Raw genomic sequence first — 25,054 nt, forward strand, 5'->3', positions numbered from 1 at the left:
GCTTCGCGAACGGCATCGTTGACCAGTGGCGGAGTAGCTCAGTAGGTCAGAGCAGAGGAATCATAATCCTTGTGTCGGGGGTTCAAATCCCTCCTCCGCTACCATCAAATTCCTAAGAAATACAGCCGTTTAGGAAAAAGCGGCTCCGGTAATTCCGCGGCCTTTGTGCCATCTTTGTGCCGCGGAATTTCCCATCTAATCGTGCTCTGCCTTATTGGCAGGCTCGGCCTAAGCCCCTAGTATCGCGTCGATCTGAGCGATCAGCGCCGTATATGTTTCGATATTACGGCGATACTCGGCCTTTATACGCTCGGTAACGTTTGAAAGTGGGCCATTGCCCTCCTTCTGGAAGTGTTGGATGTCGTTTTCATCCATCGCCTTGAGATGATCCTCATGTTCCTTGATCTTCTGTTCGTACTCAGATCGCATACTTTCTAAGTCCACGACACCCTCCTAAACTTTCCGGGGCCAGTTATGCGTTTAACGAACCAATGCCTTAACAATACAGAATTTGTTTTGAATGCCGCTGGCAGCGCTGTTTAACTCGCCTCCATAGGAGGAGTTCCCATGAAGAACGTGATTTTAGCAGCTGCGCTTTTGCTCCCGTCGTCAGGCCTTGCCGCCCAGGCCGTGGAAGTCAATGCCCGGGCTCACACGTGTAGCCAGATTATGCAAATTATACGCCAATCCAAAGCGGCTTTTGTACGCACCGGCATCGGCGGCCGCAGCTTCCGCTATCCGCCGGCGCGCTGTAGGCTGGGTGACAAGCGCACCATTGTCAGCTTGCGGGATGCCAACGGTCAGATGTGCACCCTCGATTATGCTTGTGTTTATGATCCGGAATCGCCCTATAACTGGTCCTTGGACTAGCCCTACGAAGCCCAGTGAAGAACTCAACCGAAGGCGACGCGTCGAACCTGGACCGCCTGGCCACCACAGCCCGTCACCTCCACCGGTCGCGGGTTTTTGCATTTTCGGCAATAGTTTCTATTCTGAAGAGGAGGTAGCGAGTATCGCCTGGCCAAAGGCTTTCAGGGCTGTCTCGCGATCAGCCTTCAGCATTTCTTCAGCCAGACGCGCGAAGTCGAGCGGCGAGACCGTTGCAGGGCGCGCCGGAAAGCAACGGCGACTGGTCGAACTATAAGCCGCACGGCGAGCTTTCCATGACCGTTACAAATCCGGTTGCCATCGAGCAGTTCGAGATCGGCGGCGTCTATCGGCTGACCTTTGAAAAGGCCGGTGCGAGCGGTGAAGGAATCACCGGGGAGGCCTTACAACGCACGGCTTCCGGGGTGGTGCCGAAAGTCACTTGTGTCTAAGCGCACCGAACGAGCGATCATTTCGCAGGGTCAGCTTTAACATCAGAGTCAAATGTGGCTGAGCCCCAGTCGGCGATAAAATACTTCTCTACCGCAAGCTCACCCTTCTCAGCTCTGGCGGCCTTTGCTGCGGCGTTGAATGCTGCTTGTGCCGCGTCGCAATCCTGGAAGTCGCCGATCAAGGTGGTGTTGGGTAGCTTATACCATTTCTTTGCGGTAAGCGCCCATACCCAAGTCGACCATCCAAGTTTCTCCGCTTGAGCGATAAACGCGGCATGCAGACCCCGATAGGTGTCGGCGATATCGTAAACTGCAATGTAGCGTGCCATAGCCGTTCCTTTGCTGGTTGCATGAGCAGTTGATAATGAACACCCATGAGTCGCAAGTGCAGTTCAACAACAGGAACGGCTTTGCACGCGGTTTACCGGTTATTCGATTTATTCACAGATTGAGAGACCGTTCATGATGTCGGCTGTTGTGACCAATACGGTCCTCCGCCACCATAAATTCCATAGCAACGTCTGTGGCTTAGAAGTAACATTCCGCACATTTCCCGGACATGTCGCTTCTGACTTCCAACGGGTCCTTTCAGTGCCGGCAGCTGCGCTGGCCGGTCCACTTCGAGGTGAAGACACCTGATGGATGCAGCACATGATCTTCCAACGGCCGCTTCTTGTGCCAAAACGGGGATTTACCCTTACTCAATCTCATACATCGTTTGTCTCGCAAGCCTGGCAAGACTTCTTGCCTCACCTTCCCATCAAGCCTTTATGCACGCGGTTCATGATGCGACGTCAGCTCAAGCCCCATCAGATCTTGCTCGCAGAGCGGCCTCTCGCATGGTTGCGAATTATCGAGATCGGTCTCTCAACGGCCTGAAGCAACCGATCATTGCTCAAAGCCAGCCGCGTCTCTTGAAATAGAGGTAGGGCATGACGGCCGAGAGCATCATAAGGACGATGGCGAGAGGGTAGCCGAAATACCATTTTAACTCCGGCATGAAATCGAAATTCATTCCGTAGATCGAGGCGACCAGTGTCGGAGGCAGGAACACCACCGCCGCCACCGAGAAGATCTTGATGATCTGATTCTGTTCGAGATTTATGAGCCCGAGCGTCGCATCGAGCAGAAAGTTGATCTTTCCCGACAGAAAGGTTGCGTGATCGCCGAGGGACGCGGCGTCCCGTTGCAGCAGCTTGACGCGCTGCCGAAGCTCTTTAGTCGGCCGGCGTTGTGGGCTTTCGAGGGCGGAGTGATAGGCTACGAGCCGGGAAATGCTGACCAGGCTTTCGCGTATAGCCGTGAGGAAATCGGCCTTCTGGCCGAGCTGTTCGATGAGTGACTGCAAGTCGCGCGTCTTTTTCGTCACGTTCGAGACCTTGCTGCGGAAGACCTCGCGAGAAACGCCGTCGATCTCGTTTCCCAGCCGCTCGAGGGCGTCGGCCATGCGATCGATCAGCGCTTCGATAAGGCCGGTCATCAACATTTCGCCGTTCGCGCAAGGCACGCCGCCACCAATGCCACGCTGCGCCCGTAACAGGAATACGTCGAAGGGCTTCGGCTCGGCATATCGCACGGTCACGAGGCTCGAGCCCTTCAGAATGAAAGTCACCGGCGTCTTTACGGGCTCGTCACCATCCAGGCCCGTCAGTGCCGTCATCGTCATAAACTCGGCACCGCTTTCCTGATAGAGGCGGGCGGAAAGCTCGATGTCCTCCATCTCCTCGCGCGTCGGGATGGAAATCCCCAGTTGATGCTCGACTGATCTGTTTTCCTCGGGCACCGGATTGAGCAGGTCGTGCCAAACCGGAGCAGGGGCCGTTTCCGGAGTCACATCGGACGGGACAGCTGCCAATCGATCGGCATGGTGCCAGTAGGTGCGTAGCATGGGCTCTCCTGAAAGACCGTCGGTCTATCCGGAGCTCAAGGGAAGGTCACCGGGGTCGCGGCCGTGATGACGTCGAACTTCGAACGTCGGGGTTCATGTCGTTTTCCTTTGAATCAATGACAGTTTTACGAATGTCATCGCTACCTCCGAATGCGCCCGGCCCAGCATGAAGTCAAGCGGGGTTAAGGCGCATCGCGGCTTGTTGGTCACGCGCATCTCCGACGCGATGTTCTCGCAAATTCAGCTGATGTCGTCTTCGTTACCCGGCAAGGCTGCTCCTGCAGCGCGAGCGCTTGTCGGAATTTCGCAAATGCTGCGAGAAACCGTCGTGACGATGTCCGCTCCAGGAAGTCGACAGTCGTCGCCGGCAAGCCTGATGCGTCACCGACAATGGAATGGAGGCCGCAACTGAGGCAATGAGCTGTCGGATCAACCTCGACCCACTCTTCGATCTCAGCAGAGTGGCAGGTTGCTCAGCAACGAAAGCCGCCAAAGTGAGCCGGACCGAATTGCGCTCGAGCGCTATGCTTGTTCGCTGGGATGTCGGACGTCGTTAGCTCTTTTTCTTCGGAGATGGCTGTTTGACCCGGATGCGCAGGGGCCTGCCTTCCGCATGATCTATGTCGAAGGAGTTCGTCTTTTTCACGAGGTCGCTGAGCTTCCTGAAGCCATATGTCCGTGGATCGAAGTCAGACGCCAGATTTGCTAGCTGCGTTCCGACCGCTCCGAGCGGCACCCATCCATCCTCACTCTCCATCTGAGCGATCATCCTCTTGATGATGGGCGTCGCCGCGCTCGGCTGCTGTAGTGAGGGCGTCGCCTGTATGGCGTCCGTTCCATTTGAAGCGATCGCAGGAATCAGGTTCTCGGTATAAATGAATCTGCGGCATGCCTGGCGGAAACTTTCAGGTGTCTTCTGTTCACCAAAACCAAAAACGTCGATGCCTTGCTCACGGATCCGCGAGGCGAGGCGAGTAAAATCGCTGTCTGAGGATACAAGGCAAAAACCGTCGAAGCGGCCGCTGTGCAGGAGATCCATGGCGTCGATGACGAGAGTGATATCGGAAGCGTTCTTGCCAGTGGTGTAGGCGAATTGCTGCTGGGGGATGATCGCGTGCCTTGCCAGGACGTCGATCCAAGCTTTTGAGCGACCACTAGCGAAGTCGCCGTAGATGCGCCGAACACTTGCCTCGCCGATCTTGGCTATCTCCTCGAATAAACCGTCAGCGATCTTTGCGGAGGCATTGTCAGCGTCGATGAGCACAGCAAGTCGCGGCGAGCGAGCTTCAGGCATGCAACAGAGCTCCAGTCTCTCAGTCCCGAACACCAGCATCACAGAGGAGATCATTTCTTGCAACCGCTCCCTTGTCACGGCCGAATGATTGGATAGCTGCAAGCGCTTCGGTCGCGTTCCTCGCGAAAAGGTGAGGCAGACGACACGACGTTCTAAGTCCGAAGGAGCGAGCATTCGCAGGTCAAATGCCTTTTCAGGGCATCGACAAGCTCCATAGCGGTGGCCTTCATCAAGGCGTTTCGGTCGCAGAGCTTTGGCAATAACAGCGATCTTGCGCGGCATCGACAATGGACCGACTATCTTCCACGTCGGGCTTGGCGTGGTTGCCGCGGCCATTTCCGACCGTCATTTCGACCTCTGCGCAAGCATTTCCGGGCGCTAACGCTTTTACGACGAGGGCTCACGCCGATCATGTGACGCAAGCCCTCGTGCACCTGTTGCCGTAGGGAAACCACTCAAACCTGCGGCCACGGTATGGAACATACCGGTTCCTGCGGCATGCTCTGATGCTAGAATGACAAACCAACACAGTACCGGGAACTAGCCCATAGGGATTAGTACGGATGTGGACAAAAAATCGGCCCTGAGCGACGGGGTGTTCACCGCAGGGCCAGGTCGCCAGCTGATACGCGTTTGTGGATGGGCCACGCAATCCGTTCATTTTCAACGGAGCGTTCCGCCGGCACACAAAAAAGGCCCCGACGAATCGGGGCCAGGCTGGTGATGACGAAGAGGAACGTCGGGAGACGTTCAAAACAAGAACGCCTGATATGGGTCATGGTTTCCGTACGCTATGATACCAATGCGCGAGGTAACGAGGCGGACCGCACGACCGCGTGCAAGGGGCTAAAGCACGGGTTACAGGAGATCTTGGCCGCACGGTCCATTCTGCCGAACATCCCAGGCGATTGAAATGTTCCCGGTCGTCCGCTTCATACTCCCGGGTCAGGAATTTCCTGGTCGAGCACCTTAACGTCCTCGCAAATAAATGCTGCTGAGGTTGCCGACAACATCAGCCGCGCTCGGCCATGTCGACCTGAATCGGAACGAGGCCGCTTCCCTTCAGCTTTTCCAAATGGGACATACTGCGGTCCTTTCGCATGTGTTGGCCTTCATAGGCCGGAAAGTAAAGGAGTCGCGTCGCGCCGAAAGGGCGCGATAGGCGAGCGCGGATGATTGTCTGTGCCGCTCGCAATCGGTTTCGACCCTTTAGCCGTGGTTACAAAATTGAACACCGCTGCGGAACTGTTTTTCCTCTTTTCGATTAAGTAGTCAGGCTTACCGTGCAAAACAATGGAGTACCACGATGAACCGGATCCTTTTGGCGTCGGCCGTGCTGGCCCTGTCGACAGGCCTTTCCATCGCTCAGACGAGTACTACTACGGGCGGTAGCACCACCACGACGACGACTACGACGACCAAACCGACCACTACCGATCAGGGAAGCGATACGACTACCACCGGCAGCACCACGAATGAGAACTCAGCTAAGGACTGTGCACCTGGCCAACAGCTTGGAAGCGCCAAGCAAGCGGCACCAGGGCAGCAGGATACGGATGCCAACACTGCCGCTCCCGGCCAAATGAAGAAGACGACTGAGTGCTAACAGGCCAATTCGCCGTAGGGCGCGTCGTTCGCGCTCTACGGATTGACCAGGCAGATCTTTCGTCCAGCTACCCATCGAACGCCTTGCGCCGGCATAAACGCCACCGCGATCTTGCGGCTTGCCTGAGACCAGGCAGCGGAGGCGTTCGAAAAGCACGGCCCATTCGAGCGCGCGGCCCATTGGCGGCGCCTCAGATCAAAGCAGCGATCTCTTGATGAACGATGCCGAGCACTGCGGATCTCGTTACCGAGGAGGTCTTACCAACGCGGTTATTGATGCTCTTCTTTGCCGAGGATAGCGAAGATCTTCGCCGCCGCGCTTAAGACTGCTTTCTGTCCGGGCGCTGGCTAAGACCTTGTTCAGAAGATGCAGGGGCGTCGCCAGTTATTCCGGAACTGTTCACTTCGATCCGGTATTTCGTGCCTGTTCGGTTCGAAGTTTGACGTACCTCCAAGGGGCGTTCCAAGAGCCTATTTCTCCAGGACATGGATCGTGACCTCGTCCTCTTCATCGCGCAGACCTTTGTAGGAGGCATGCCTCAGCTTCCCGTCGTGCGTCCAGGCACGATACTCGATCTCGGCAATCAGCTTTGGCCGCACCCAGACGAGCCCCTTGCGCCTGCCCTCATAGCCGACCGCAGGTTTCGTCACCTTCACACGATCGAGCATGCCGCGCAGCTCCTGCGCCGTGCGTTCGTTGAAGCCGGTCCCGACATTGCCGACATAAACCAGGCCATCGCCCTTGCGCGCCGCCAGCAGCAGGGAACCGATCCCGGCGCGCGCGACCGTGGAAAGTTCATAGCCAACGATCACGAAGCTGTCGCTCTGCAGGCACTTGATTTTCACCCAGTCGCCGAGACGGCCGGAGCGGTACTCGCTGTGGCGATCCTTCGCGATGATGCCTTCGAGCCCATGCTCGCAGGCAAGCTCCAGCAGCCGGTCTCCGTCCGCCTCGAACTCCTCCGACAGCCGAATGACGCCTTCTCGATCGGTGACCATACCTTCGAGCAGATGGCGGCGCGAAGAAAGATCCAGTTGCCGCAGATCATGCCCGTCGAAATAGAGCAAGTCGAACGCCATGAAGAGCGCTTCGCCGGAGATCTGCTTGCCGCCCCGGCCGCCGAGCGATTGCTGCAGCAGCCCGAAGTCGGATCGGCCACGCTCATCGACCACGATTGCCTCGCCGTCGAGAACCGCCGTCGTCACGCCGAGCTGCTTGGCGGCCTGTCCGATCGCCGGGAAACGATGCGTCCAGTCATGGCCGCCGCGCGTGACAATGCGCACGCCATGCGGCTCGATATGCACCGCCAGGCGATATCCGTCCCATTTGATTTCATAAATCCATTGCTCGCCCTTCGGCGGCTTCGGCTTGAGAAGCGCCAGGCACGGCTCGATGCGTTCAGGCATGGGATCGACGGGAAGGCTCGACTGTGCCGGATCTCGCGGCTTGCGGGCTCGGGACCGAAGCGGCTTGTCGGTGGCCAGCAGGGGCTTTGAAGGTGGTGGCTTTGCCATCCGATGATTACATCAGGGAATACTCAAAAAGAAAACGAAATTTGAGACAATGACCACCTGCTTTGCCGCTCGAACTGTCGTCAAGGCGCCTTGAATCGTGCGTAGTTTTCAGCCTTGGATTCGTGGATCTTGAAGATGCGAGCTATGAAGGGTACTTTCCGTCGTCGCCCGCTCTAGGGCGCTGCTCATCATATCTTGAGCCCCGTCCCTTTGCGGGGCTTCTTTTCCCGGTGCTTCATCAAAGCGATCGCCTGGCAGGACACTGAGTGTGGCTGGCCGCACGCCAGCGAAGTCATAAGGGAAACTCCCGGCCATTTGCTGCTTAGAAGCATGACCGGCGAGGTCTTCGGCCGTACCAGCCTGTCGATATCGCCGTTGCCTTCGATTTCGACGTCAATCGGGCTGATAAAACCTCGGACCTCACCGAGCCATGCTCCTAAACTCCACTGCCTTTATTAGAATTCAGTAAATGGCACCGGGAAATAATTCTTCCAGCCCCTCCCGGGCCTCGAAGCTTTGACGGCTTGAAAGATCGGAACGATACGCTTTAGCATCGGTGGCTGCCAGAATACCCGAGCGAAAGGTACGACTGCACCGTCAACAGCGACCTGAAGCTGACTGCGACAGGTGTTGCTCATCGCTTCGCCTTGTGGGAGTCATGCGACAGATCGGTGCTGATCGACATCACCCGCAAAAAATCCGGGAGTTCGCCCGTCCCAGGCACAATACTTCTCCATCCAGGTGGAGGCCTCATGCCGCAGCCGCCCTGATCCTCCGGCCTGGAACCAAGCGGGTGACATCTTCGTTTTCCTTTTGGCGCTCATAGAGAGGAAATTCCCCATGCAGGTCGTTGGAACACAGGTTATGCCCGTTGGTGGCGGGAAGGCTGGCTTTGTGGTCGAATTCGTCGGCGACGGCGGAGAGGTCGTTTCCGTGCAGTTGAAAAACGACGCCGAGCGCTCGCTCAATCGGCAGAATGCCATACAAAAGGCGAAGGAGCTGTTGAGCCAAATCGCGTCCTCCAAGAGCCCCGAGGGCGAAACGATGAACGTCAGGCTGAGCGCGCGCGCCTCCCATGACCGATCGACCCTCGAGGAGCAGCTTGACGAGGGGCTCGAGGATACGTTTCCGGCCAGCGATCCAGTGTCGGTGACCGGTACGACTATCAAGCATTAGGGCAAGCTCCAATGTCCCGGCGGTTGCGAAATTTTGGGCGTGCTTGATCGCAGAGTGGGTTCGGGTTTCCGTTCGAGGCCATAAGGAAAAGGCGAGCAGTTGAGGGCTGCTCGCCCCTTGCGCCTATGTCATCAGCAACGGAATGCTGACAACAAGGCCGACGAGAATAACGGCGGTCGCAATCCGCAAAAGACGCATGCGCCGTGTACGCTCCCCACTCCAGTCATAGGTCATGGCCTGTCTCCTCGGGGCAAGGACTTAGCGCCCGGTGAACCGGGTTCAATAGATGTGACGCAACTTGCTTGCGTAAGGCTGATCTAATTTATTCCTTGAAAAATTAGCGATAAAGCGGCTTCAGCCGCCGAAGCGAAGCGCCCAGCGGCGGCCATTATGGGTCATGCGGATCACGGATAACGGTTCGATATCCGCGAGCCAGAAAGACGAAAGCGGCGCCTGAAGCACGTTCAGGATCGCAACGCGGATGACCGCGGCGTGACTGACGGCGATAACGTGGCCGCCGAGCACCGATTGCGTTTCCATCGACAAGGCTGCCCGTCCTGCGAGTTGCCTGATATTTTCGCCGCCGTGCGGGGCCGATTCCGGATCGCTCATCCAGGCGAGCATATTTTCGGGCTCCTGCATCTGCAGATCGGCGATCGCCATCCCGCCCCACCGGCCGTAATCGCAATCGGCAAGCAACGGATCGGGAAGAGAGACGAGCGAGAGTGCTTCTGCAGTCTGGCGTGCGCGCAGCGCCGGACTCGTCACGACCCGGTCGGCGCGCTGCAGCCAACCGGAAATCGCCCGCGTCTGCGTGACGGCGCTTTCCTCAAGCGGTTCGTCGAGTGGAAAGCGACCGTTGCGACCAGCGCTTGTCAGGCCATGGCAGATCCAGGTGAGCCGGGTGTGCACGTTCCTTCGATCTCCGGAAATGCGATGGGGAGCCAGATGAAGTCTCGTTGACAGTTCTCCGCGCCCAGATATAACGGTCATGTTGCGGGTTTGGAAGCCGGTGAAAATCCGGCGCGGTCGCGCCACTGTGACCAGGATGCGAAAGCAGGCTGGAAGTCAGACCCTACCGCACAACGCTCTTTCGACTGAACGCGTCTTCCAGGAGGAAAACATGTCTGACACCGCTCTTCGGCCCATCGCAGCACCGGCGCCGATCCCGCTAGGAGAAATCCTGCCCTGGGCGATCTTCGGTGGCTTGCTGATGATCATCGCCATCTATTTCGTCGGCACCGAAGAGGGCGCCATGGCGCTGTTTTCCGGCGGCTACGTCCACGAATTCGTACATGACGGCCGTCACCTTCTCGGCTTCCCCTGCCACTGAAGGACGACGGACATGGTTGGAAATCTTTTGCTCCGTGGCATGCTCGCGGGGGCGATTGCTGGCATCCTGGTTTTTGCCTTTGCCTATGCATTCGGTGAGCCGCTGGTCGATCAGGCGATTGCCTTCGAAGAAGCTGCTGCCCAGGCTGCAGGCGAAGCCGCTGAACCGGAACTCGTGAGCCGCGCCACACAGGCCGGCCTCGGCCTCTTCACCGGCGTCATGACCTATGCGGTTGCCGTTGGCGGCCTCTTTGCTCTTGCCTTCGCCTTCGTTCACGGGCGGTTCAGCCCGCTCGGCGCTCGCGGCACGGCCGCGGTGATTGCGCTTGCCGCCTTTGTTGCCATCGTTCTCGTCCCGGCCATCAAGTACCCCGCCAATCCGCCTGCGGTCGGCAATCCGGATACGATCGGCGTGCGCACGGAAGTGTTCTTCCTGATGATCGTCGTTTCCGTCGCCTCGCTGATTGCTGCAGTGGCGCTGGCGCGCAATCTGTCTGCGCGCTTCGGCATTTGGAATGCGGCGATCCTCGCAGGTGCGATCTATCTCGTCTTCATCGGCCTGGTTCAGTACGCCCTTCCGCCAATCAACGAGGTGCCGGAAAATTATTCGGCCACGGTGCTCTGGCGTTTTCGCACGGCCTCGCTCGGCATGCATGGCATCTTGTGGGCCGCGCTTGGGATTGTCTTCGGAGTGCTGGCGGAAAAGCGACTGCGTCCGGCCTTGCGATAATTTGGGCCTAAAGCGTTGCCTCGTCGTGGCTCGTCAAAAGAAAGCTCCTCGTTCCCTTGTGTCACAGGGATGAGGGAATACCTGGCAATGTTGCGGCAATCTCATTGTCCAGGTTGCACGAAGCGAGGGCTGGCAAGCCTGGGTTTGGCAGCACTTCTGTTTTTCGCCGCCGGCAACGCCTCAGCGCACAACAGCAGTTCGGCTGGCAGCCGTGCCGGCATACCCATCTCCGGAATCTCGCATGGCGAAATGGCAGTGATCGCAGAATATCGGGACCGGATCATCGATCTCGCCTCGCAGGCGATCGATACGAACGAGCCGTTCAGGCGTGTGCTGAACTATGCGCAGATCCAGTATTCCTACTGCTTCTGGGGGCAGATGCCCGGCAGCGTTACCGATGAGCGGAGCCCGTTCAACGAATGTGCCCACGCCTATCTGGCTGCGACCAAGGCCGTGCTGATTGCCATGCGCGCCATGCCGCAGGAAGCGGCGGCCGCATCGGCGATCATTGCCGATGCCGATGCGGCGATGGTGCAGCGCGGGCTCTCGCTGATCACCTGCCGCTTCAGCGGCGAGGCCTTCAACACGGCGGATATCGTACGCCCGCGCTGGAGCGAAATCGCGACGCACGCCGCAAGCATGGCGTCGCTATCGGGGCTCGTGGGCGTCCTCTTTGCTGCATTCTTGGTGGCCAAGCGCCTGCTTCGAGGTCAATCGTCCGTATAACGCTGCTCGCGCCATGGGTCGCCGTACATGTGGTAGCCATTCTTTTCCCAGAAGCCCGCCTGGTCGGCAGGGATGAGGTCGACGCGGCGAAGCCACTTGGCGCTTTTCCAGAGGTAGAGATGCGGCACGACCAGGCGCATGGGGCCGCCGTGATCGTGCGTCAGCGGCAGGCCTTCCCATGATGTTGCAAGGATCGCATCCTCGGCCGCGAAATCGGAAAGCGGCAGGTTGGTCGTATAGCCGTCATAGCTCGTCAGCATGACATAGTTGGCTTGCGGCTTCGGCATTACGAGATCGAGAAGATCTCGTGTCGCAACGCCTTTCCATTTGTTGTCATAGCGCGACCATGTGGTGACGCAGTGAATGTCGCTGACCTTGGTGCTCTGCTCCATCGCCTGAAAGGCCGCCCAGGTGAGGTCGAGCGATCTCTCGACGAGCCCGCGCACTTCCAGACGCCATGTGTTGAGCGAGATGACCGGCTGCTGGCCGAGATCAAGGACCGGCCAGTTCTTGACGAGATGCTGGCCGGGCGGCAGGCGCTCGGTTTCCGGGCGGCTGATACGACCTGTCAGGAACTTGCCTTCGGCGGCCCAGCGGCGCTTCGAGGTGGTGAGTTTGCTGTCGGAGGGGGTCTGCTCGTCGCTCATGCGGGAAATCCTCATCGCGTTGGGGCAATAGGACATCGGGGCTCCGGGTGAGTCAAGGCAAGCCGCCCTCTTGGAAATCCCGTATCCGGTCATTAGACTTGGAGGTCGGTTATGCCTCCCAGGAGAGAGGCAGGAAGGGGAGGAGGCGGACCTGTCGTCCAGATACAGGCTGATAGCCGCGCTGTTTTCGGCGCCGTTCGTCGTCTTGGCGTTCTTCTATTATGGTGGGGCGGTGGCAACCCGTGCCTATATGGGCGAGGCGTCATCGCAGGCGGGCACCGCGATGCGGCTTGCGGTTTCCGCGCTGAGTGGTCACCTGAACCGCTATGAGGCGCTGCCGGCGCTGATTGCCGATCACGACAACATCAAGGAACTGGTCAGCCGCCCGCAGGACCAGGCGCTGCGCGAGGCGGCCAATCTCTATCTCAAGGAGATCAACGGACTCCTGAAATCCTCCGATATCTATGTGATCAGGCCGGATGGCGAGACGATTGCATCAAGCAATTTCGATCTGCCGAGCAGCTTCGTCGGCGAGAATTTCAGCTATCGCCCTTATTTCCAGGATGCCGTTTCCGGGCGCCAGTCCCGGTTCTACGCGCTCGGAACCACCTCGCTCAAACGCGGATATTATTTTGCCTCGCCGATCTATGCTGGCGAGGAAATTCGCGGCGTCATCGTCTTCAAGGTCGATATCGACATGATCGAGGCTTCGTGGAGCGGTGGCGAATACCGCATCTTCGTATCGGATCCCGAAGGCATCATCTTCATGTCGGGCAAGCCGGATTGGCTTTATAACGGCATTCTGCCCCTGACCGCAGACCGCATCTCGCGTACGGGGGCGTCCCGCCGCTACGCGAATGCCAGGCTGACCGCGCTACCAATCACGCGCAGCCATTTCGAAGAGCATGAATTGATGTCTCTCGTCGAAGAAGGCGTGCAGAAGGAATATCTGGTGCTCTCGCACTATATGCCGGCCGAGGATTGGACCGTTAACGTGCTGATGGACACCGGTTCCGTTCGCACGCAGGCACGCACCGCGCTTGGCGCCGTCTTCCTCATTCTCTGCATCGCCGGCCTGGCGATTGCGATTCTGCGGCAGCGGCGGATGCGACTCAACGAGCGCATGCATCTGCAGGCGGAAGCGCGCAACGAGCTGGAGCGGCGCGTCGAGGAGCGCACGGCCGACCTTGCCCGCGTCAACAGCCGCATCGAAGAGGAAATCGCCGAGCGGCGGCTGACCGAAATACAGCTTCGCCAGACCCAGGCCGACCTCATCCAGGCAGGCAAGCTTGCCGGTCTGGGCCAGATGTCGGCGGCACTCTCCCACGAGTTCAACCAGCCGCTTGCCGCTGCAAAGACCTATACAGACAGCGCGGCCGTGCTCCTGGACCGCGGACGCACTGCAGAAGCGCAGGACAATATCCAGCGCATCGGCGGGCTTATCGACCGCATGGCATCCATCAGCAGGCATCTGCGCAACTTCGCGCGAAAGCCGAACGAGAAGCTCGGCCCGGTGCCGCTCGACGAGGCGATCCGCGATACGCTGGAGATCATCGCCTGGCGGCTGAAGGCGGCGGATGCCGACCTGCGGGTCGATCTTGGCATCCGCCCACCCGTCGTCCGTGCCGGCTCAGTTCGCTTGCAGCAGGTTTTGGTCAACGTGATATCAAATGCCGCCGATGCCGTCGAAGGGATCGAGGACCGGCGGATTGAAGTGACGGCCTGCGAGGAAAAGGGCAAGGTGGTGCTGATGGTCCGCGATCACGGACCGGGCGTGCCGGCGGCAATCGCCGAGCGCATCTTCGATCCCTTCTTCACGACCAAGGGCGTCGGCAAGGGCCTGGGCCTCGGGCTTTCGATATCCTACAACATCATCAAGGATTTCGGCGGCAGCCTGGCGGCCTCCAATCATCCGGAGGGAGGCGCCGTTTTCCGCATCGATCTGCAATCGGCGACGGGCATTATGCCGGAGGCGGCTGAGTGAGCGAACAGAAGATCCTGCTGGTGGACGACGAGGAAGAGCTGCGCCGGTCGACGGCACAGGCACTGGAGCTTTCGGGTTTCAACGTCGAGACGTTTTCCCATGCCGACCATGTGCTGGAGCTGATCGGCTATAGCTTCGCGGGGGTCGTCGCCAGCGATATCCGCATGCCGGGCACCGACGGCATGACCCTGATGCAGAAGATCCGCGAGATCGATGCGGAAGTGCCTGTCATCCTCGTTACGGGCCATGGCGACGTGCAGCTGGCAGTGAAGGCGATGCGCGAAGGCGCATATGATTTCATCGAAAAGCCATTCACCCCGCAGATGCTGGCCGGTGTGATAAGGCGGGCCATGGAACGCCGTAGCCTCGTGCTGGAAAACCGGCTGCTCAAGGCCGTTGCCGGCAAGCGTGACGATATCGAGGCCCGTTTGCCGGGTCGCACGCAGGTGATGGTGGAATTACGCTACCGCATCCGGGCAATCGGGGCGAGCGACGCCGACACCCTGATCGTTGGCGAGACCGGCGCGGGCAAGGAGGTCGTTGCCCGGGCGCTGCATGACATCAGTGCCCGGGCGAGCCGGCCGTTCATCGCGATCAACTGCGCGGCGCTGCCTGCAAACCTCATCGAGAGCGAGCTGTTCGGCCATGAGGCTGGCGCTTTTCCCGGTGCGGTGCGGCCGCGTTACGGCAAGTTTGAACACGGACGCGGCGGCACGATCCTGCTCGATGAAATCGGATCGATGCCGATTGACCTTCAGGCAAAGTTTCTTCGGGTGCTGCAAGAGCGGGTCATTTCCCGCCTCGGCTCGAACGAGGTCGTGCCGCTCGACGTGCGCTTCATTGCGACCAGCAAGGTCGATCTCGAGGCCGAAGTCGCTGCGGGACGTTTCCGCGCCGATCTCCTCTACAGGCTGAATGTCGTAACGCTGCACGTGCCAGCGTTGGCGCAGCGGCGGCCCGATATCCCGCTGCTGTTCCTCCAGCTCGTCCGCGAGGCAGCCGCACGCTACGGCCGCGACGAGATGGCGGTGCCGCCCGAGGTGATTTCCGACATCGCCCAGCGGGATTGGCCAGGCAATGTGCGCGAATTGCGCAATGCAGCGGACCGCTTCGTGCTCGGCCTGGACGGCGAGCGGCAGTTGGGCGAAGTCAGCGGCCTTGCCGACCGGGTTGCCGATTTCGAGCGCAGCGTGATCGCCAGCGCCCTTGTTGCGCATGGTGGCAGCCTCAAGCCGGTCTATGAGTCGCTGCAGATTTCCCGCAAGACATTGTACGAAAAGATGCAGAAATACGGGCTGGACAAGAAGCTGCTTGTTTCCGACTAGTTAAATGGGTGGATTTCCACACATCGCCAAACCCGTTTGTGTCCGAATCGACCCATGCTGCGCCGCACCAATGCCGAATTTTGGCAAAGGGCGGAGCCGGGCAGATTGCCGTAGGCGGCTGCGGGCGTGCTAATGGCCCTATCTTCATTGGCGCGTGGGAAGCGTCGGTGGTATTTTATTTTCATCAGGGAGGAAAAAGATGAAAATCCTGAAGGCCATGCTTGGCATGACGGCGGCTGTTGCCGTTTCGCTTCTCGCAACCGGCGCATCCGCGCAGACCTATCCAGAGCGCACCATCACGATGGTCGTACCTTTCTCGGCCGGCGGCCCGACCGATACCGTTGCCCGCCTCGTGGCCGAATCCATGTCGAAGGACCTCGGTCAGCAGATCGTCGTCGAAAATGTCGGCGGTGCAGGCGGTACGCTCGGCGCGGGACGGGTGGCTGCAGCCAACCCGGATGGCTACACCATCCTGCTGCACCATATAGGCATGGCCACCAGCGCTACGCTTTACCGCAAGCTCGCCTATGACACGCTCGGCTCCTTCGAATATGTCGGCCTCGTCACCGAAGTTCCGATGACGATCGTCGCCCGCAAGGATTTCGAACCGACTGACCTCAAGAGCCTGATTGAATATGTGAAGGCCAACAAGGACAGCGTGACGGTTGCGAACGCCGGCATCGGCGCAGCCTCGCATCTTTGCGGCATGATGCTCATGAGCGCGATCCAGACACCGTTGACCACTGTTCCCTACAAGGGCACCGGCCCGGCGATGACCGATCTTCTCGGTGGCCAGGTCGACGTCATGTGCGACCAGACGACCAACACGACGAAGCAGATCAAGGGCGGCACCATCAAGGCTTACGCCGTGACCTCGCCCAAGCGCCTCGACATCATGAAGGATATCCCGACGGCGGTCGAAGCCGGCCTGCCCGGTTTTGAAGTCGGCATCTGGCACGGCGTCTACACGCCAAAGGGCACTCCCGCCGAGATCAACGATCGTCTGTCGAAGTCGCTGCAAGTCGCTTTGAAGGACCAGAACGTGGCGGCTCGCTTTGCAGAACTGGGCACCACGCCATCGCCGGAAGCCGACGCCACGCCTGCTGCCCTGAAGGCGAAGCTTGAAAGCGAAATCGCCCGCTGGAAGCCGGTGATCGACGCTGCCGGCGAATATGCGGATTGAGGCGTAGTACCTTTGGCCCCTCACCCTAACCCTCTCCCCGCCGGGGAGAGGGTATCGTGGCAGCCTCTCGCCTTCAGGCAGAGTTGGCGCAAGCCGGTGAGGGGGAACCACTTGCGCTGAGGGAACCATCTCCAACCCACGGAGACACCATGAAACCGGTTAGTTTCGATACCACCAATGTGATCTGCGGCGCGCTGCTTGTCGCGACCGGCGCATTTTTCGCCATCCAATCCTACAGCCTCGACTTGGGCACGACGCTTCGCATGGGCCCAGGCTACTTCCCGCTGCTGCTTTCAGCGGTGCTGATCATTCTCGGCGCCGTCGTCTTCGTTCAAGCAATCCGCGTGCAAGGCGAGCCGATGGGGCCGTTTGCCTGGCGGGGCATGCTGTTCATCCTGCCTGCGCCGATCTTTTTTGGGCTGACGGTCCGGGGGCTGGGATTCGTGCCTTCGATCTTCCTGACCGCTTTCATTGCCTGCTTCGCCTCGCATCGGATGACGGTGCTCCACGCGATTTTGCTCTCGGTTTTGCTGACGGCCTTTTCCGTCGGCGTGTTCAGCTACGGCCTTGGATTGCCGTTCGAGCGATTTGGCCCCTGGGTCCGGTTCTAGGAGGCCGCGATGGAACTTTTTAGCAATCTTGCACTCGGTTTTGCCACGGCAGCAACTCCTGCCAACCTCTTCTTCTGTCTGATCGGCGTTCTGCTCGGTACGCTGATCGGCGTTCTGCCCGGCATTGGCGCCACGGCGACCATCGCCATGCTTTTGCCGATCACATTCCAGCTTGAGCCGGTGTCTTCGCTCATCATGCTCGCTGGCATCTACTACGGCGCCCAGTACGGCGGTTCGACGACGGCGATCCTGATCAACATGCCGGGCGAATCCTCTTCGGCGGTGACGGCCATCGACGGTTACCAGATGGCGCGGCGCGGCAGGGCAGGGGCGGCGCTTGCGATCGCCGCACTCGGTTCCTTCTTCGCCGGCACGGTCTCGACCTTCCTTGTCGCGATCTTCGCGCCGCCCCTCACAGATATCGCCCTGCGCTTCGGCGCTGCGGAATATTTCTCGCTGATGGTCGTCGGCCTGGTGTCGTCGATCGCGCTCGCCCATGGTTCCGTCGTCAAGGCATTGGCCATGGTCGTGCTCGGGTTGCTGCTTGGCCTCGTCGGAACCGATATCTATACCGGCACCCCACGCTTCACCCTCGGCATCCGCGAATATGCGGATGGCTTGAATTTTGTGGCACTTGCCGTCGGGGTCTTCGGTATCGCCGAAATTCTGCGCAACCTGGAAGGGGAGAAGACCCGGACGGTGCTGGTGGCAAAGGTCTCAGGCCTGCTGCCGTCACGCGAAGAGTTCAAGGAGATGATCGCGCCGGTGCTTCGCGGCACGGCGATCGGCTCGGCTCTCGGCATCCTGCCGGGCGGAGGTGCGATCCTCGCCTCCTTTGCCTCCTACACGGTTGAAAAGCGTATCTCTGACAAGCCCGAGGAATTCGGACAAGGTGCCGTTGCCGGCGTCGCAGGCCCGGAATCGGCGAACAATGCTGGTGCGCAGACCTCGTTCATTCCGCTTCTCACCCTCGGCATTCCGGCCAATCCGGTAATGGCGCTGATGATTGGCGCCATGATCATTCAGGGGATCGTTCCAGGGCCGAACGTTGCAACCGAGCAGCCGGCGCTCTTTTGGGGCATCATCGCCTCGATGTGGATCGGCAATCTGATGCTCGTCGTCTTGAACCTGCCGCTGATCGGGCTCTGGGTGAAGCTGTTGACGGTGCCGTATTACGTGCTATTCCCGATTATCATGGCCTTCTGCTCGATCGGGGTCTACAGCGTCAACTCCAACGTCTACGATCTCTATGCCGTCGCCTTCTTCGGCTTTATCGGCTATGTGCTTGCCAAGCTCAGATGCGAGCCCGCCCCGCTGCTGCTCGGTTTCGTGCTGGGTCCGCTGCTCGAAGAAAACCTGCGGCGGGCGATGATCCTTTCGCGCGGCGATCCGACGACCTTCGTCACGCGGCCGATCAGCGCGATACTTCTTGCGATCGCCGCGGCGGTCCTCATCGTCGTCTTCCTGCCGAGTGTGAAGAAGAAGCGCGAAGAGGTCTTCGTGGAAGAGGGTTGAAGTTCGCCGCGCATTGTTGAAAAAAGGATAACCTGACGCGGGCGCTGTTTTGGCGCCCGTTTCGTATGACAGGACATCCGGGCCCATGAACATCCCCGTGCAGATCAAGGACGATCTGGCTTTTCTCGCATCGCTGCGCCGTGACCTGCACGCCCATCCCGAGCTCGGCTTCGAGGAGGAGCGCACGAGCAGCATCGTGGCGCAGCTGCTTGAGGAGGCGGGCATCAAGGTGCATCGCGGACTAGGCGGTACGGGCGTCGTCGGCACGCTGAAGGCCGGCAGCGGCACGCGAGCGATCGGGCTTCGCGCGGATATGGATGCGCTGGCGATGCCGGAGATCGCCGAACGGTCGTACAAATCGACGGTGGCCGGCAAGATGCATGCCTGCGGGCATGACGGTCATACCGCCATGCTGCTCGGCGCCGCACGCCATCTAGCCGCGGTCAAGGGTTTTTCGGGTACCGTGCATTTCATCTTCCAGCCGGCGGAGGAAGGGCGAGGCGGCGCCAAGCGGATGGTGGAAGAGGGGCTCTTCGAGCTATTTCCCTGCGATGCCGTCTACGGCCTGCACAATATGCCGGGCCTTGCCGTCGACGAGATCGCAGTGGTCGAAGGCCCGCAGCTTGCCTCTTCGGACAGCTGGAGGATAACCTTTCGCGGCACGGGCACGCATGGCGCAAAACCGCATCTCGGGCGCGACCCGATCACCGCTGCGGGCACCTTCCTTGCCTCGTTGCAGACGATCGTCGGGCGCGTCGTCGATCCGCTGCAGCCTGCCGTCGTTAGCGCCTGTTCGCTGCAGGCCGGTGATCCGAAGGCGCTCAACGTCATCCCGGACAAGGTCGAGATCGGCGGGACGGCGCGGGCCTATTCGGCTAACGTGCGCGATCAGCTCGAAGTGGAGATCGGCCGCCTAGCGCAAGGCACGGCGGCGATGTACGGCATTGACGTGGATTATCAATTCGAACGGCGCATTCCACCGGTCGTCAACGATGCCAATGCGACGCAACAGGCCCTGGCTGCTGCACGGGCCGTGCTGGGGGACAAGGTGCGTACCAGCTTTCCGCCTTCGACGGCCGGCGATGACTTTGCCTTCTTCGCACAGAATGCGCCGGGCTGCTACGTGTGGCTCGGCAATGGCCCTGCCGTCGACGGCGCCCTCCACCATAATAGCGCCTATGACTTCAACGATGCGGCGATCGGCTATGGCGTGGCTTATTGGGTGAAGCTGGTGGAAGGGGAGCTGACGTCTCCAGCATAGGCGTTATTGGCCTCCCCTGATATGCCCGCGGGAACCTTCGTTTTGAGCGAAGAAGAAAAATGTAAGCACTGTTTTCCTAGCACATTGACCAAGAACGTTGGCCCGTTTCGGACGCTGCGGTTGTGATAGAGGTGGCAAGAATGCGCCATGAGCGGAAGTCCATCTGATCCGGACGAATGCTCACTGATGCCCCCGTTGGGGCCGCTCACTAACGGCGGCCGCATTATAATTGAGCGGAACTTTGCCGTACGTCTCCAAAGGACGCGGCAGGTGCGCTATTTCCAAAAAGTTGATTTGACAACCCGCCGCGATCGCTAGATTGAGTTAGGGTTGCCTAATATGCATCGACTGGACGGAGGTACGCGGGCGTGCCCGTGAAGGTGCTAACTGGGTTGCACTCGGGATGCCTCGAACTGATCGCCAAGGAGAGCATCCGCAGCGTCACGGATCTGCGGGGTAAGAGGGTGGGGTAGATGGTTTCAATAACTCGCGACACGTGTGGCTGGCCCTCATGTCCGCCTATGTCGGGCTCGATCCCGTCAACGATATTCAGTGGGTCTTGACTGAAGACAACAAGCCGACGGAACTCTCTATCAATCGGAAGAAAGACGCATTCCTGGCACGCCGCCCCAGCCGCAGGAGCTGCGCGCCAGGAGATCGGCCACACGATCCTCAACAATGCCGTCGACCACCCGTGGTCACAGTATTTCTGCTGCATGATCTCCGCCACGGCGGACTACGTGAACAAGTACCCGGTGGCGACCAAGCGGGTCTTGCGGTCCATCCTTAAGACCGCCGACCTCTGCGTGTGGGGTCGGGGAATGGTGGCGCGGTAGATGACCGACTGGCGCTTCCTCGGCGAGTTGAAGCGCGAGCTGAGAAGTAAAGTTAGGAAAGGAGACTTCCCATGCCGAGCATCCAGAACCGCCGCCGCTTCCTGGCCGGCCTCACGGCAGTCGGCGCTGCGGGACTCGTGGGTGCCGCGACACCGGCCGTCGCCGAACCACCGCCCGAGACCGATCGGATTCGCCTGAGCAAGAACTCCGGCATCTGCCTCGCGCCGCAATTTGTCGCGGAGGATCTGCTGTATGCCGAGGGTTTCACGCATGTGGATTACGTCGAGTCCCAGCCTGGCTTTGAGACAGCGACGAATACGGCGAGCGGCAAAATCGATTTCACCATGACCTTCATTGCACCTGCGCTTGTCGCCGTCGATCAGGGGTACAGGCTAACATTCATGGGCGGCATCCATCCGGGCTGTTGGGAACTATTCGTCCAGCCGGGCATCGACAGCATCCTCCAACTCAAGGGCAGGAAAGTCGGTGTTCAGGCGATAGGTTCGGCCCCGCACCTGTTCATCGTCAGCATAGCGGCACATGTCGGACTGGACCCGGTGCGGGACATCGTCTGGGTGAGCGATCCAGAGGTGAAGCCGAAGGAATTGTTCCTGCGCGGCGATGTCGACGCCTTTCTCGGCTTTCCGCCGGAGCCGCAGGAACTGCGCGCCAAGGCGGCCGGCCACGTCCTCATCAACAGCGCGCTCGACCGGCCGTGGTCGCAGTATTTCTGCTGCGTGCTGGCCGGCAATCCCGGCTTCATCGCCGCCAATCCCGTCGCTTCAAAGCGGGTGATGCGCGCCATCCTGAAGGCTGCCGATCTGTGCGTGGCCGACCCGGCCATGGTCGCGCGCCGTCTCGTTGAAGGCAAATTCACCGCCAATTACGACTACGCGCTCCAGGCCCTCGGCGAGGTCCCCTACAAGCGGTGGCGGGACTATGACGTGGAAGACACGGTGCGCTTCTACGCGCTGCGCCTGCACGAGGCCGGCGCTATCACCGCGAGTCCCCAGGAGATCATCGCCAAGGCCACGGACTGGCGCTTCTTCAATGAACTGAGGCGTGAATTAAAGTCATGAGGAGGTGGCCAGCAAAGGTTCTGCTTTTGGCGCTGCTAGCCGGGCCAGCTCAGGCACATGATGCATCGCACGACCAGCGCTTGCCGACTATCGGAGCCGCACCCGACTTTACCCTGACGTCGCAGAGCGGAGTACCTGTGTCACTCCGTGAATTTCGCGGCAAGGTAGTTGCGGTTGCGTTCATCTTTGCTTCCTGCACCGACATCTGTCCGATGCTGACCGATAACATGGCGCGCGTGAAGGACAAGCTGGGTGGTGCGTTCGGGTCCGAGATCGTCTTCGTTTCGATCACCGTCGACCCCGAGCGCGACACTCCCGAGGTGCTGAAGCACTATGCTGAGAACTTCAATGCCGATGTGAAGGGCTGGTCGTTTCTTACCGGCGATCCTGCGATGGTCCATGAGGTGGGGCGCAAATATGGCGTCATTGCGCGGAAGACGGCGAATGGTGACGTCGACCACACGCTGCTGACGTCGCTCGTAGACCCGAACGGCATGTTGCGCGTACAATATCTCGGCGCTGGTTTCGACCTGGAGGAGTTCCGGAGTGATCTTCTTAGCCTTTTGGAGGAAGCTAGGTAACCTCACGAGCGGGCTGATTGGCTGGGTTGCGCGGCTGCCAGCGCGCGTCCAGACCAAGCTGTTGATCGGGTTCCTGTCGATCGTCGGACTGCTGATCGTGCTCGGGGCCGTCGGGTTGCAGGTGCTGAGTGGAGTCAACGCTCAGACAACCGAGCTGATCAAGCTGCAGCGCAAGATCGCCGCCTATCGCCAGGTCCAGCAGGACACGACGAACCAACTCTACAGCATCTCGACCGCACTTTTGCTTCAGGCCGACAGGATGCTCGATGCAGCGCTGCGCCAGCTCAACCAGTTTGGCTACGACCTCGACCGCATGGAGTTTGTCTCCGCAAGTGAGGCGCAAGTGTTGGGCGAGGTCCGGCAAGAATACAATCAGTTTACCGCGAAAGTCACACGTGTCGTCGAGCTCATCCGCGCCGGGCACACCGACGAGGCGCGCAGAATGCAGCTCGATGAGATCATGCCGTCGGCCGACCGCCTCGAGCGGCTGACCAACCAACTCGTCAACATGGCGGAAGCCGACATGGTGGGGGCAATCGAAGCGACCGAAGGGGCGTTCGGAACCTCCCGGCTGATCGTGATTTCCTTTGCGGTGGGCAGCATCCTGCTGGCGCTAGGGCTCGGCTACATAATCTCCTGGTCGCTAATCGAGCCGGTCAAGAAGATCGAGACGCGTCTGCGCCAGATAGCGGCGGGCGACTTCGCCCAACAGGTTACCGTCGCCAATCGGGACGAGCTTGGAGTGCTTGCCGCCGATGTCAACCAGATGTCCGTGCAGCTCGGGCGGCTATACCAGGAGGTGCAGGCCCGCACGGCCGCGCTTGCACGCTCGGTTGGCGAACTGGAGGCGCTCGGGGAAGTCAGCCAAGCGGTCAATTCAACTCTCGACCTCGATACGGTGCTGAAGACGATCGTAGCCAAGGCGGTTCAACTGTCGGACACGGACGCAGGCACCATCTACGTCTTCAGCAGCACCAGGCAACACTTCCGCCTCCGGGCGACCTATGGGATGAGCGACGAAATCATCGCCGCACTCTCCAGCCAGCCGATCAAATTGAACGATGCCGGAATTGGCGATGCTGCAAGACGCCGAGCGCCGGTCCAAGCCGCCGATCTTAGCGAAGGTATCCCCTCTCCTTCCCAGAAGATCGTCCTCGATGCCGGATATCGCGGCGTCTTGGTGGTTCCACTGCTCAGGCCAAACAAGATCGTGGGCGCGCTCGTCGTCGAGCGCCGCAAGCCCGGTGAATTCGACACGCAGGTGATTCATCTGTTGGAGACCTTTGCAGCCCAGTCGGTCGTGGCCATGCAAAACGCGAAGCTTTTCCGGGAGATAGAGGAGAAAGGCCGGGAGTTGGAGGCAGCCAGCCGCCACAAGTCGCAATTCCTCGCGAATATGAGCCACGAACTGAGGACGCCGCTAAACTCCGTCCTGGGCTTCACCGAACTGCTGGTAGACGGGATCTACGGCGAGCTCCCGGACAAGGCGAAGGCTACCGTGGCGCGCGTGCAAGCTAACGGCCACCACCTATTGGGGCTCATCAACGACGTGCTCGACCTTTCAAAGATCGAAGCGGGCCAGCTAACGCTTGCGCTCGAGGAATACTCCGTTGGGCAGATTGTTCAATCGACTGTGACGGCGGTGGAGCCGCTAGCGCGAGCGAAAGGTCTCATGCTCACGGCGACTGTTGCCGAGAAACTGCCAATCGGACGCGGGGACGAACGCCGCTTGACCCAGGTCCTCCTCAATCTTGCAGGCAATGCCGTCAAGTTTACCGAAACGGGTGCGATCGACATTCTTGCCGATGTGGTCGATGGACACTTTGAGATCACAGTGCGGGACACAGGTCCCGGCATTGCGCCCAAAGACCAGGTGCTCATCTTCGAAGAATTCCAGCAGGTCGACAGCAGCAGTACCAAGCAGAAGGGCGGCACCGGTCTAGGCTTGGCGATCTCGAAACGTATCGTTGAAATGCATGGCGGAACCATAGAGGTCGAGTCGGTTCTCGGTTCAGGCTCGACATTCCGCTTGAAGATCCCGATGCGGGTAGAGGAAAGCGCGGAGGCGGCATGAGCAAACGAATCCTGATGGTGGAGGACACTGACGACAACCGCCAGATTATCCGCGATCTTTTGGCCACCACCGAGTACGACCTGATAGAGGCTGCCGACGGGGCTGCCGGCGTCGCGGCAGCCGTAGCTGAGAAGCCAGACCTGATCCTCATGGACATCCAGCTTCCTATGATCGACGGGTATGAAGCTACGCGACGCATAAAGGCTGACCCGACACTCCGACACATTCCGATAATCGCCGTCACCTCCTACGCATTGTCGGGAGATGAGGCGAAAGCCCTGGCTGCGGGGTGCGACGGCTACATTGCCAAGCCATTCAGTCCGCGCCAACTGCTCACAAAGATCCGAGAATTCCTTGCCTGAGGGAGGCTGAA

23 protein-coding genes and 1 tRNA gene are annotated in these 25,054 nt (G+C 59.8%); 17 read left to right on the plus strand and 7 right to left on the minus strand.

Annotation, left to right across the window (positions count from 1 at the left end; translation table 11 throughout):
* The first annotated feature begins 27 nt into the window (after nucleotides 1-27).
* Nucleotides 28-104: transfer RNA gene (locus EV130_RS23225), tRNA-Met, on the plus strand.
* A 124-nt stretch (nucleotides 105-228) separates the two neighbouring features.
* Here EV130_RS23225 and EV130_RS23230 read toward each other — a convergent pair.
* Nucleotides 229-444 carry a hypothetical protein gene (locus EV130_RS23230; RefSeq protein ID WP_074062312.1) on the minus strand — a complete coding sequence of 72 codons (216 nt, stop codon included), beginning with the start codon at nucleotides 442-444 and terminating at the stop codon, nucleotides 229-231.
* Nucleotides 445-567: 123 nt separating this feature from the next.
* Between EV130_RS23230 and EV130_RS23235 the strand changes: the two genes are divergently transcribed.
* Nucleotides 568-870, plus strand: a complete 303-nt coding sequence (locus EV130_RS23235) for a hypothetical protein (RefSeq protein WP_132554499.1) — start codon at nucleotides 568-570, stop codon at nucleotides 868-870.
* Nucleotides 871-1,100: 230 nt separating this feature from the next.
* On the plus strand, nucleotides 1,101-1,319 hold the full coding sequence (locus EV130_RS23240; protein ID WP_132661542.1) for a hypothetical protein: 219 nt from the start codon (nucleotides 1,101-1,103) through the stop codon (nucleotides 1,317-1,319).
* A 17-nt stretch (nucleotides 1,320-1,336) separates the two neighbouring features.
* Here the strand turns inward: EV130_RS23240 and EV130_RS23245 are convergent, their stop codons facing one another.
* The 4 genes from EV130_RS23245 to ligD form a co-directional block, all read right to left on the minus strand.
* Nucleotides 1,337-1,648 (minus strand): hypothetical protein, encoded by a 312-nt coding sequence (locus tag EV130_RS23245; RefSeq protein ID WP_132661544.1) that lies wholly within the window; start codon nucleotides 1,646-1,648, stop codon nucleotides 1,337-1,339.
* A 566-nt stretch (nucleotides 1,649-2,214) separates the two neighbouring features.
* Nucleotides 2,215-3,207, minus strand: coding sequence for a magnesium transporter CorA family protein (locus EV130_RS23250; protein WP_132554495.1), 993 nt, complete (start codon nucleotides 3,205-3,207; stop codon nucleotides 2,215-2,217).
* Between the two features lie 553 nt (nucleotides 3,208-3,760).
* Nucleotides 3,761-4,501: an NYN domain-containing protein gene (locus tag EV130_RS23255; protein WP_132661604.1), complete on the minus strand. Its 741-nt coding sequence runs from the start codon at nucleotides 4,499-4,501 to the stop codon at nucleotides 3,761-3,763.
* Between the two features lie 2,076 nt (nucleotides 4,502-6,577).
* Nucleotides 6,578-7,621, minus strand: coding sequence for a non-homologous end-joining DNA ligase (gene ligD, locus EV130_RS23260; protein ID WP_132661546.1), 1,044 nt, complete (start codon nucleotides 7,619-7,621; stop codon nucleotides 6,578-6,580).
* A gap of 840 nt (nucleotides 7,622-8,461) precedes the next feature.
* On the opposite strand from ligD, the gene EV130_RS23265 reads away from it, so the two are divergent.
* Nucleotides 8,462-8,797, plus strand: a complete 336-nt coding sequence (locus tag EV130_RS23265) for a hypothetical protein (RefSeq protein ID WP_132661548.1) — start codon at nucleotides 8,462-8,464, stop codon at nucleotides 8,795-8,797.
* A gap of 354 nt (nucleotides 8,798-9,151) precedes the next feature.
* Here the strand turns inward: EV130_RS23265 and EV130_RS23270 are convergent, their stop codons facing one another.
* Complete coding sequence (locus EV130_RS23270; RefSeq protein ID WP_132661550.1) at nucleotides 9,152-9,709, minus strand: histidine phosphatase family protein; 558 nt, start codon at nucleotides 9,707-9,709, stop codon at nucleotides 9,152-9,154.
* 211 nt (nucleotides 9,710-9,920) lie between these two features.
* On the opposite strand from EV130_RS23270, the gene EV130_RS23275 reads away from it, so the two are divergent.
* The 3 genes from EV130_RS23275 to EV130_RS23285 all read left to right on the plus strand — a co-directional run bounded on the left by EV130_RS23275 (nucleotide 9,921) and on the right by EV130_RS23285 (nucleotide 11,585).
* A complete protein-coding gene (locus tag EV130_RS23275; protein ID WP_074062301.1) occupies nucleotides 9,921-10,130 on the plus strand; it encodes a CbtB domain-containing protein in 210 nt (69 codons plus the stop codon).
* A gap of 12 nt (nucleotides 10,131-10,142) precedes the next feature.
* Nucleotides 10,143-10,859, plus strand: coding sequence for a CbtA family protein (locus EV130_RS23280; protein ID WP_132661552.1), 717 nt, complete (start codon nucleotides 10,143-10,145; stop codon nucleotides 10,857-10,859).
* Nucleotides 10,860-10,946: 87 nt separating this feature from the next.
* Nucleotides 10,947-11,585, plus strand: a complete 639-nt coding sequence (locus tag EV130_RS23285; protein ID WP_132661554.1) for a hypothetical protein — start codon at nucleotides 10,947-10,949, stop codon at nucleotides 11,583-11,585.
* On the opposite strand, the gene EV130_RS23290 is transcribed toward EV130_RS23285, so the two are convergent.
* Nucleotides 11,570-12,232: a sulfite oxidase-like oxidoreductase gene (locus EV130_RS23290; protein ID WP_132661556.1), complete on the minus strand. Its 663-nt coding sequence runs from the start codon at nucleotides 12,230-12,232 to the stop codon at nucleotides 11,570-11,572. The genes EV130_RS23285 and EV130_RS23290 overlap by 16 nt on opposite strands.
* Nucleotides 12,233-12,437: 205 nt before the next feature.
* Between EV130_RS23290 and EV130_RS23295 the strand changes: the two genes are divergently transcribed.
* The 10 genes from EV130_RS23295 (at nucleotide 12,438) to EV130_RS23340 (ending at nucleotide 25,043) form a co-directional block, all read left to right on the plus strand.
* Nucleotides 12,438-14,216 carry a sensor histidine kinase gene (locus EV130_RS23295; RefSeq protein WP_420493356.1) on the plus strand — a complete coding sequence of 593 codons (1,779 nt, stop codon included), beginning with the start codon at nucleotides 12,438-12,440 and terminating at the stop codon, nucleotides 14,214-14,216.
* Nucleotides 14,213-15,541, plus strand: coding sequence for a sigma-54-dependent transcriptional regulator (locus tag EV130_RS23300; RefSeq protein ID WP_132661558.1), 1,329 nt, complete (start codon nucleotides 14,213-14,215; stop codon nucleotides 15,539-15,541). The genes EV130_RS23295 and EV130_RS23300 overlap by 4 nt, the downstream gene beginning before the upstream one ends.
* 199 nt (nucleotides 15,542-15,740) lie before the next feature.
* The gene (locus tag EV130_RS23305; protein WP_132661560.1) at nucleotides 15,741-16,724 is read left to right on the plus strand and encodes a tripartite tricarboxylate transporter substrate-binding protein; all 984 of its coding nucleotides are present in this window, start codon (nucleotides 15,741-15,743) and stop codon (nucleotides 16,722-16,724) included.
* A gap of 149 nt (nucleotides 16,725-16,873) precedes the next feature.
* The gene (locus tag EV130_RS23310) at nucleotides 16,874-17,335 is read left to right on the plus strand and encodes a tripartite tricarboxylate transporter TctB family protein (RefSeq protein ID WP_132661562.1); all 462 of its coding nucleotides are present in this window, start codon (nucleotides 16,874-16,876) and stop codon (nucleotides 17,333-17,335) included.
* A gap of 9 nt (nucleotides 17,336-17,344) precedes the next feature.
* Nucleotides 17,345-18,850: a tripartite tricarboxylate transporter permease gene (locus EV130_RS23315; protein WP_132661564.1), complete on the plus strand. Its 1,506-nt coding sequence runs from the start codon at nucleotides 17,345-17,347 to the stop codon at nucleotides 18,848-18,850.
* Between the two features lie 85 nt (nucleotides 18,851-18,935).
* Complete coding sequence (locus EV130_RS23320; protein ID WP_132661566.1) at nucleotides 18,936-20,111, plus strand: M20 aminoacylase family protein; 1,176 nt, start codon at nucleotides 18,936-18,938, stop codon at nucleotides 20,109-20,111.
* Nucleotides 20,112-21,018: 907 nt separating this feature from the next.
* Nucleotides 21,019-22,026, plus strand: a complete 1,008-nt coding sequence (locus tag EV130_RS23325; protein WP_132661568.1) for an ABC transporter substrate-binding protein — start codon at nucleotides 21,019-21,021, stop codon at nucleotides 22,024-22,026.
* On the plus strand, nucleotides 22,023-22,607 hold the full coding sequence (locus EV130_RS23330) for an SCO family protein (RefSeq protein WP_132661570.1): 585 nt from the start codon (nucleotides 22,023-22,025) through the stop codon (nucleotides 22,605-22,607). Before EV130_RS23325 ends, EV130_RS23330 begins: the two co-directional genes overlap by 4 nt.
* Nucleotides 22,573-24,681, plus strand: coding sequence for a sensor histidine kinase (locus EV130_RS23335; RefSeq protein ID WP_132661572.1), 2,109 nt, complete (start codon nucleotides 22,573-22,575; stop codon nucleotides 24,679-24,681). The genes EV130_RS23330 and EV130_RS23335 overlap by 35 nt, the downstream gene beginning before the upstream one ends.
* Nucleotides 24,678-25,043 carry a response regulator gene (locus tag EV130_RS23340; protein ID WP_132661574.1) on the plus strand — a complete coding sequence of 122 codons (366 nt, stop codon included), beginning with the start codon at nucleotides 24,678-24,680 and terminating at the stop codon, nucleotides 25,041-25,043. The genes EV130_RS23335 and EV130_RS23340 overlap by 4 nt, the downstream gene beginning before the upstream one ends.
* Nucleotides 25,044-25,054: the final 11 nt, after the last annotated feature.

The organism is Rhizobium azibense, from assembly GCF_004342325.1.
Lineage (GTDB): Bacteria > Pseudomonadota > Alphaproteobacteria > Rhizobiales > Rhizobiaceae > Rhizobium > Rhizobium etli_B.

Bases quoted from the DNA above. Each gene is read 5' to 3' on its own strand.
- EV130_RS23235 (WP_132554499.1), top strand. From the start codon at position 568: ATGAAGAACGTGATTTTAGCAGCTGCGCTTTTGCTCCCGTCGTCAGGC.
- EV130_RS23245 (WP_132661544.1), bottom strand. From the start codon at position 1,648: ATGGCACGCTACATTGCAGTTTACGATATCGCCGACACCTATCGGGGT.
- EV130_RS23250 (WP_132554495.1), bottom strand. From the start codon at position 3,207: ATGCTACGCACCTACTGGCACCATGCCGATCGATTGGCAGCTGTCCCG.
- EV130_RS23255 (WP_132661604.1), bottom strand. From the start codon at position 4,501: ATGCCTGAAGCTCGCTCGCCGCGACTTGCTGTGCTCATCGACGCTGAC.
- ligD (WP_132661546.1), bottom strand. From the start codon at position 7,621: ATGGCAAAGCCACCACCTTCAAAGCCCCTGCTGGCCACCGACAAGCCG.
- EV130_RS23265 (WP_132661548.1), top strand. From the start codon at position 8,462: ATGCAGGTCGTTGGAACACAGGTTATGCCCGTTGGTGGCGGGAAGGCT.
- EV130_RS23275 (WP_074062301.1), top strand. From the start codon at position 9,921: ATGTCTGACACCGCTCTTCGGCCCATCGCAGCACCGGCGCCGATCCCG.
- EV130_RS23280 (WP_132661552.1), top strand. From the start codon at position 10,143: ATGGTTGGAAATCTTTTGCTCCGTGGCATGCTCGCGGGGGCGATTGCT.
- EV130_RS23285 (WP_132661554.1), top strand. From the start codon at position 10,947: ATGTTGCGGCAATCTCATTGTCCAGGTTGCACGAAGCGAGGGCTGGCA.
- EV130_RS23290 (WP_132661556.1), bottom strand. From the start codon at position 12,232: ATGAGCGACGAGCAGACCCCCTCCGACAGCAAACTCACCACCTCGAAG.
- EV130_RS23305 (WP_132661560.1), top strand. From the start codon at position 15,741: ATGAAAATCCTGAAGGCCATGCTTGGCATGACGGCGGCTGTTGCCGTT.
- EV130_RS23310 (WP_132661562.1), top strand. From the start codon at position 16,874: ATGAAACCGGTTAGTTTCGATACCACCAATGTGATCTGCGGCGCGCTG.
- EV130_RS23315 (WP_132661564.1), top strand. From the start codon at position 17,345: ATGGAACTTTTTAGCAATCTTGCACTCGGTTTTGCCACGGCAGCAACT.
- EV130_RS23320 (WP_132661566.1), top strand. From the start codon at position 18,936: ATGAACATCCCCGTGCAGATCAAGGACGATCTGGCTTTTCTCGCATCG.
- EV130_RS23325 (WP_132661568.1), top strand. From the start codon at position 21,019: ATGCCGAGCATCCAGAACCGCCGCCGCTTCCTGGCCGGCCTCACGGCA.
- EV130_RS23330 (WP_132661570.1), top strand. From the start codon at position 22,023: ATGAGGAGGTGGCCAGCAAAGGTTCTGCTTTTGGCGCTGCTAGCCGGG.
- EV130_RS23340 (WP_132661574.1), top strand. From the start codon at position 24,678: ATGAGCAAACGAATCCTGATGGTGGAGGACACTGACGACAACCGCCAG.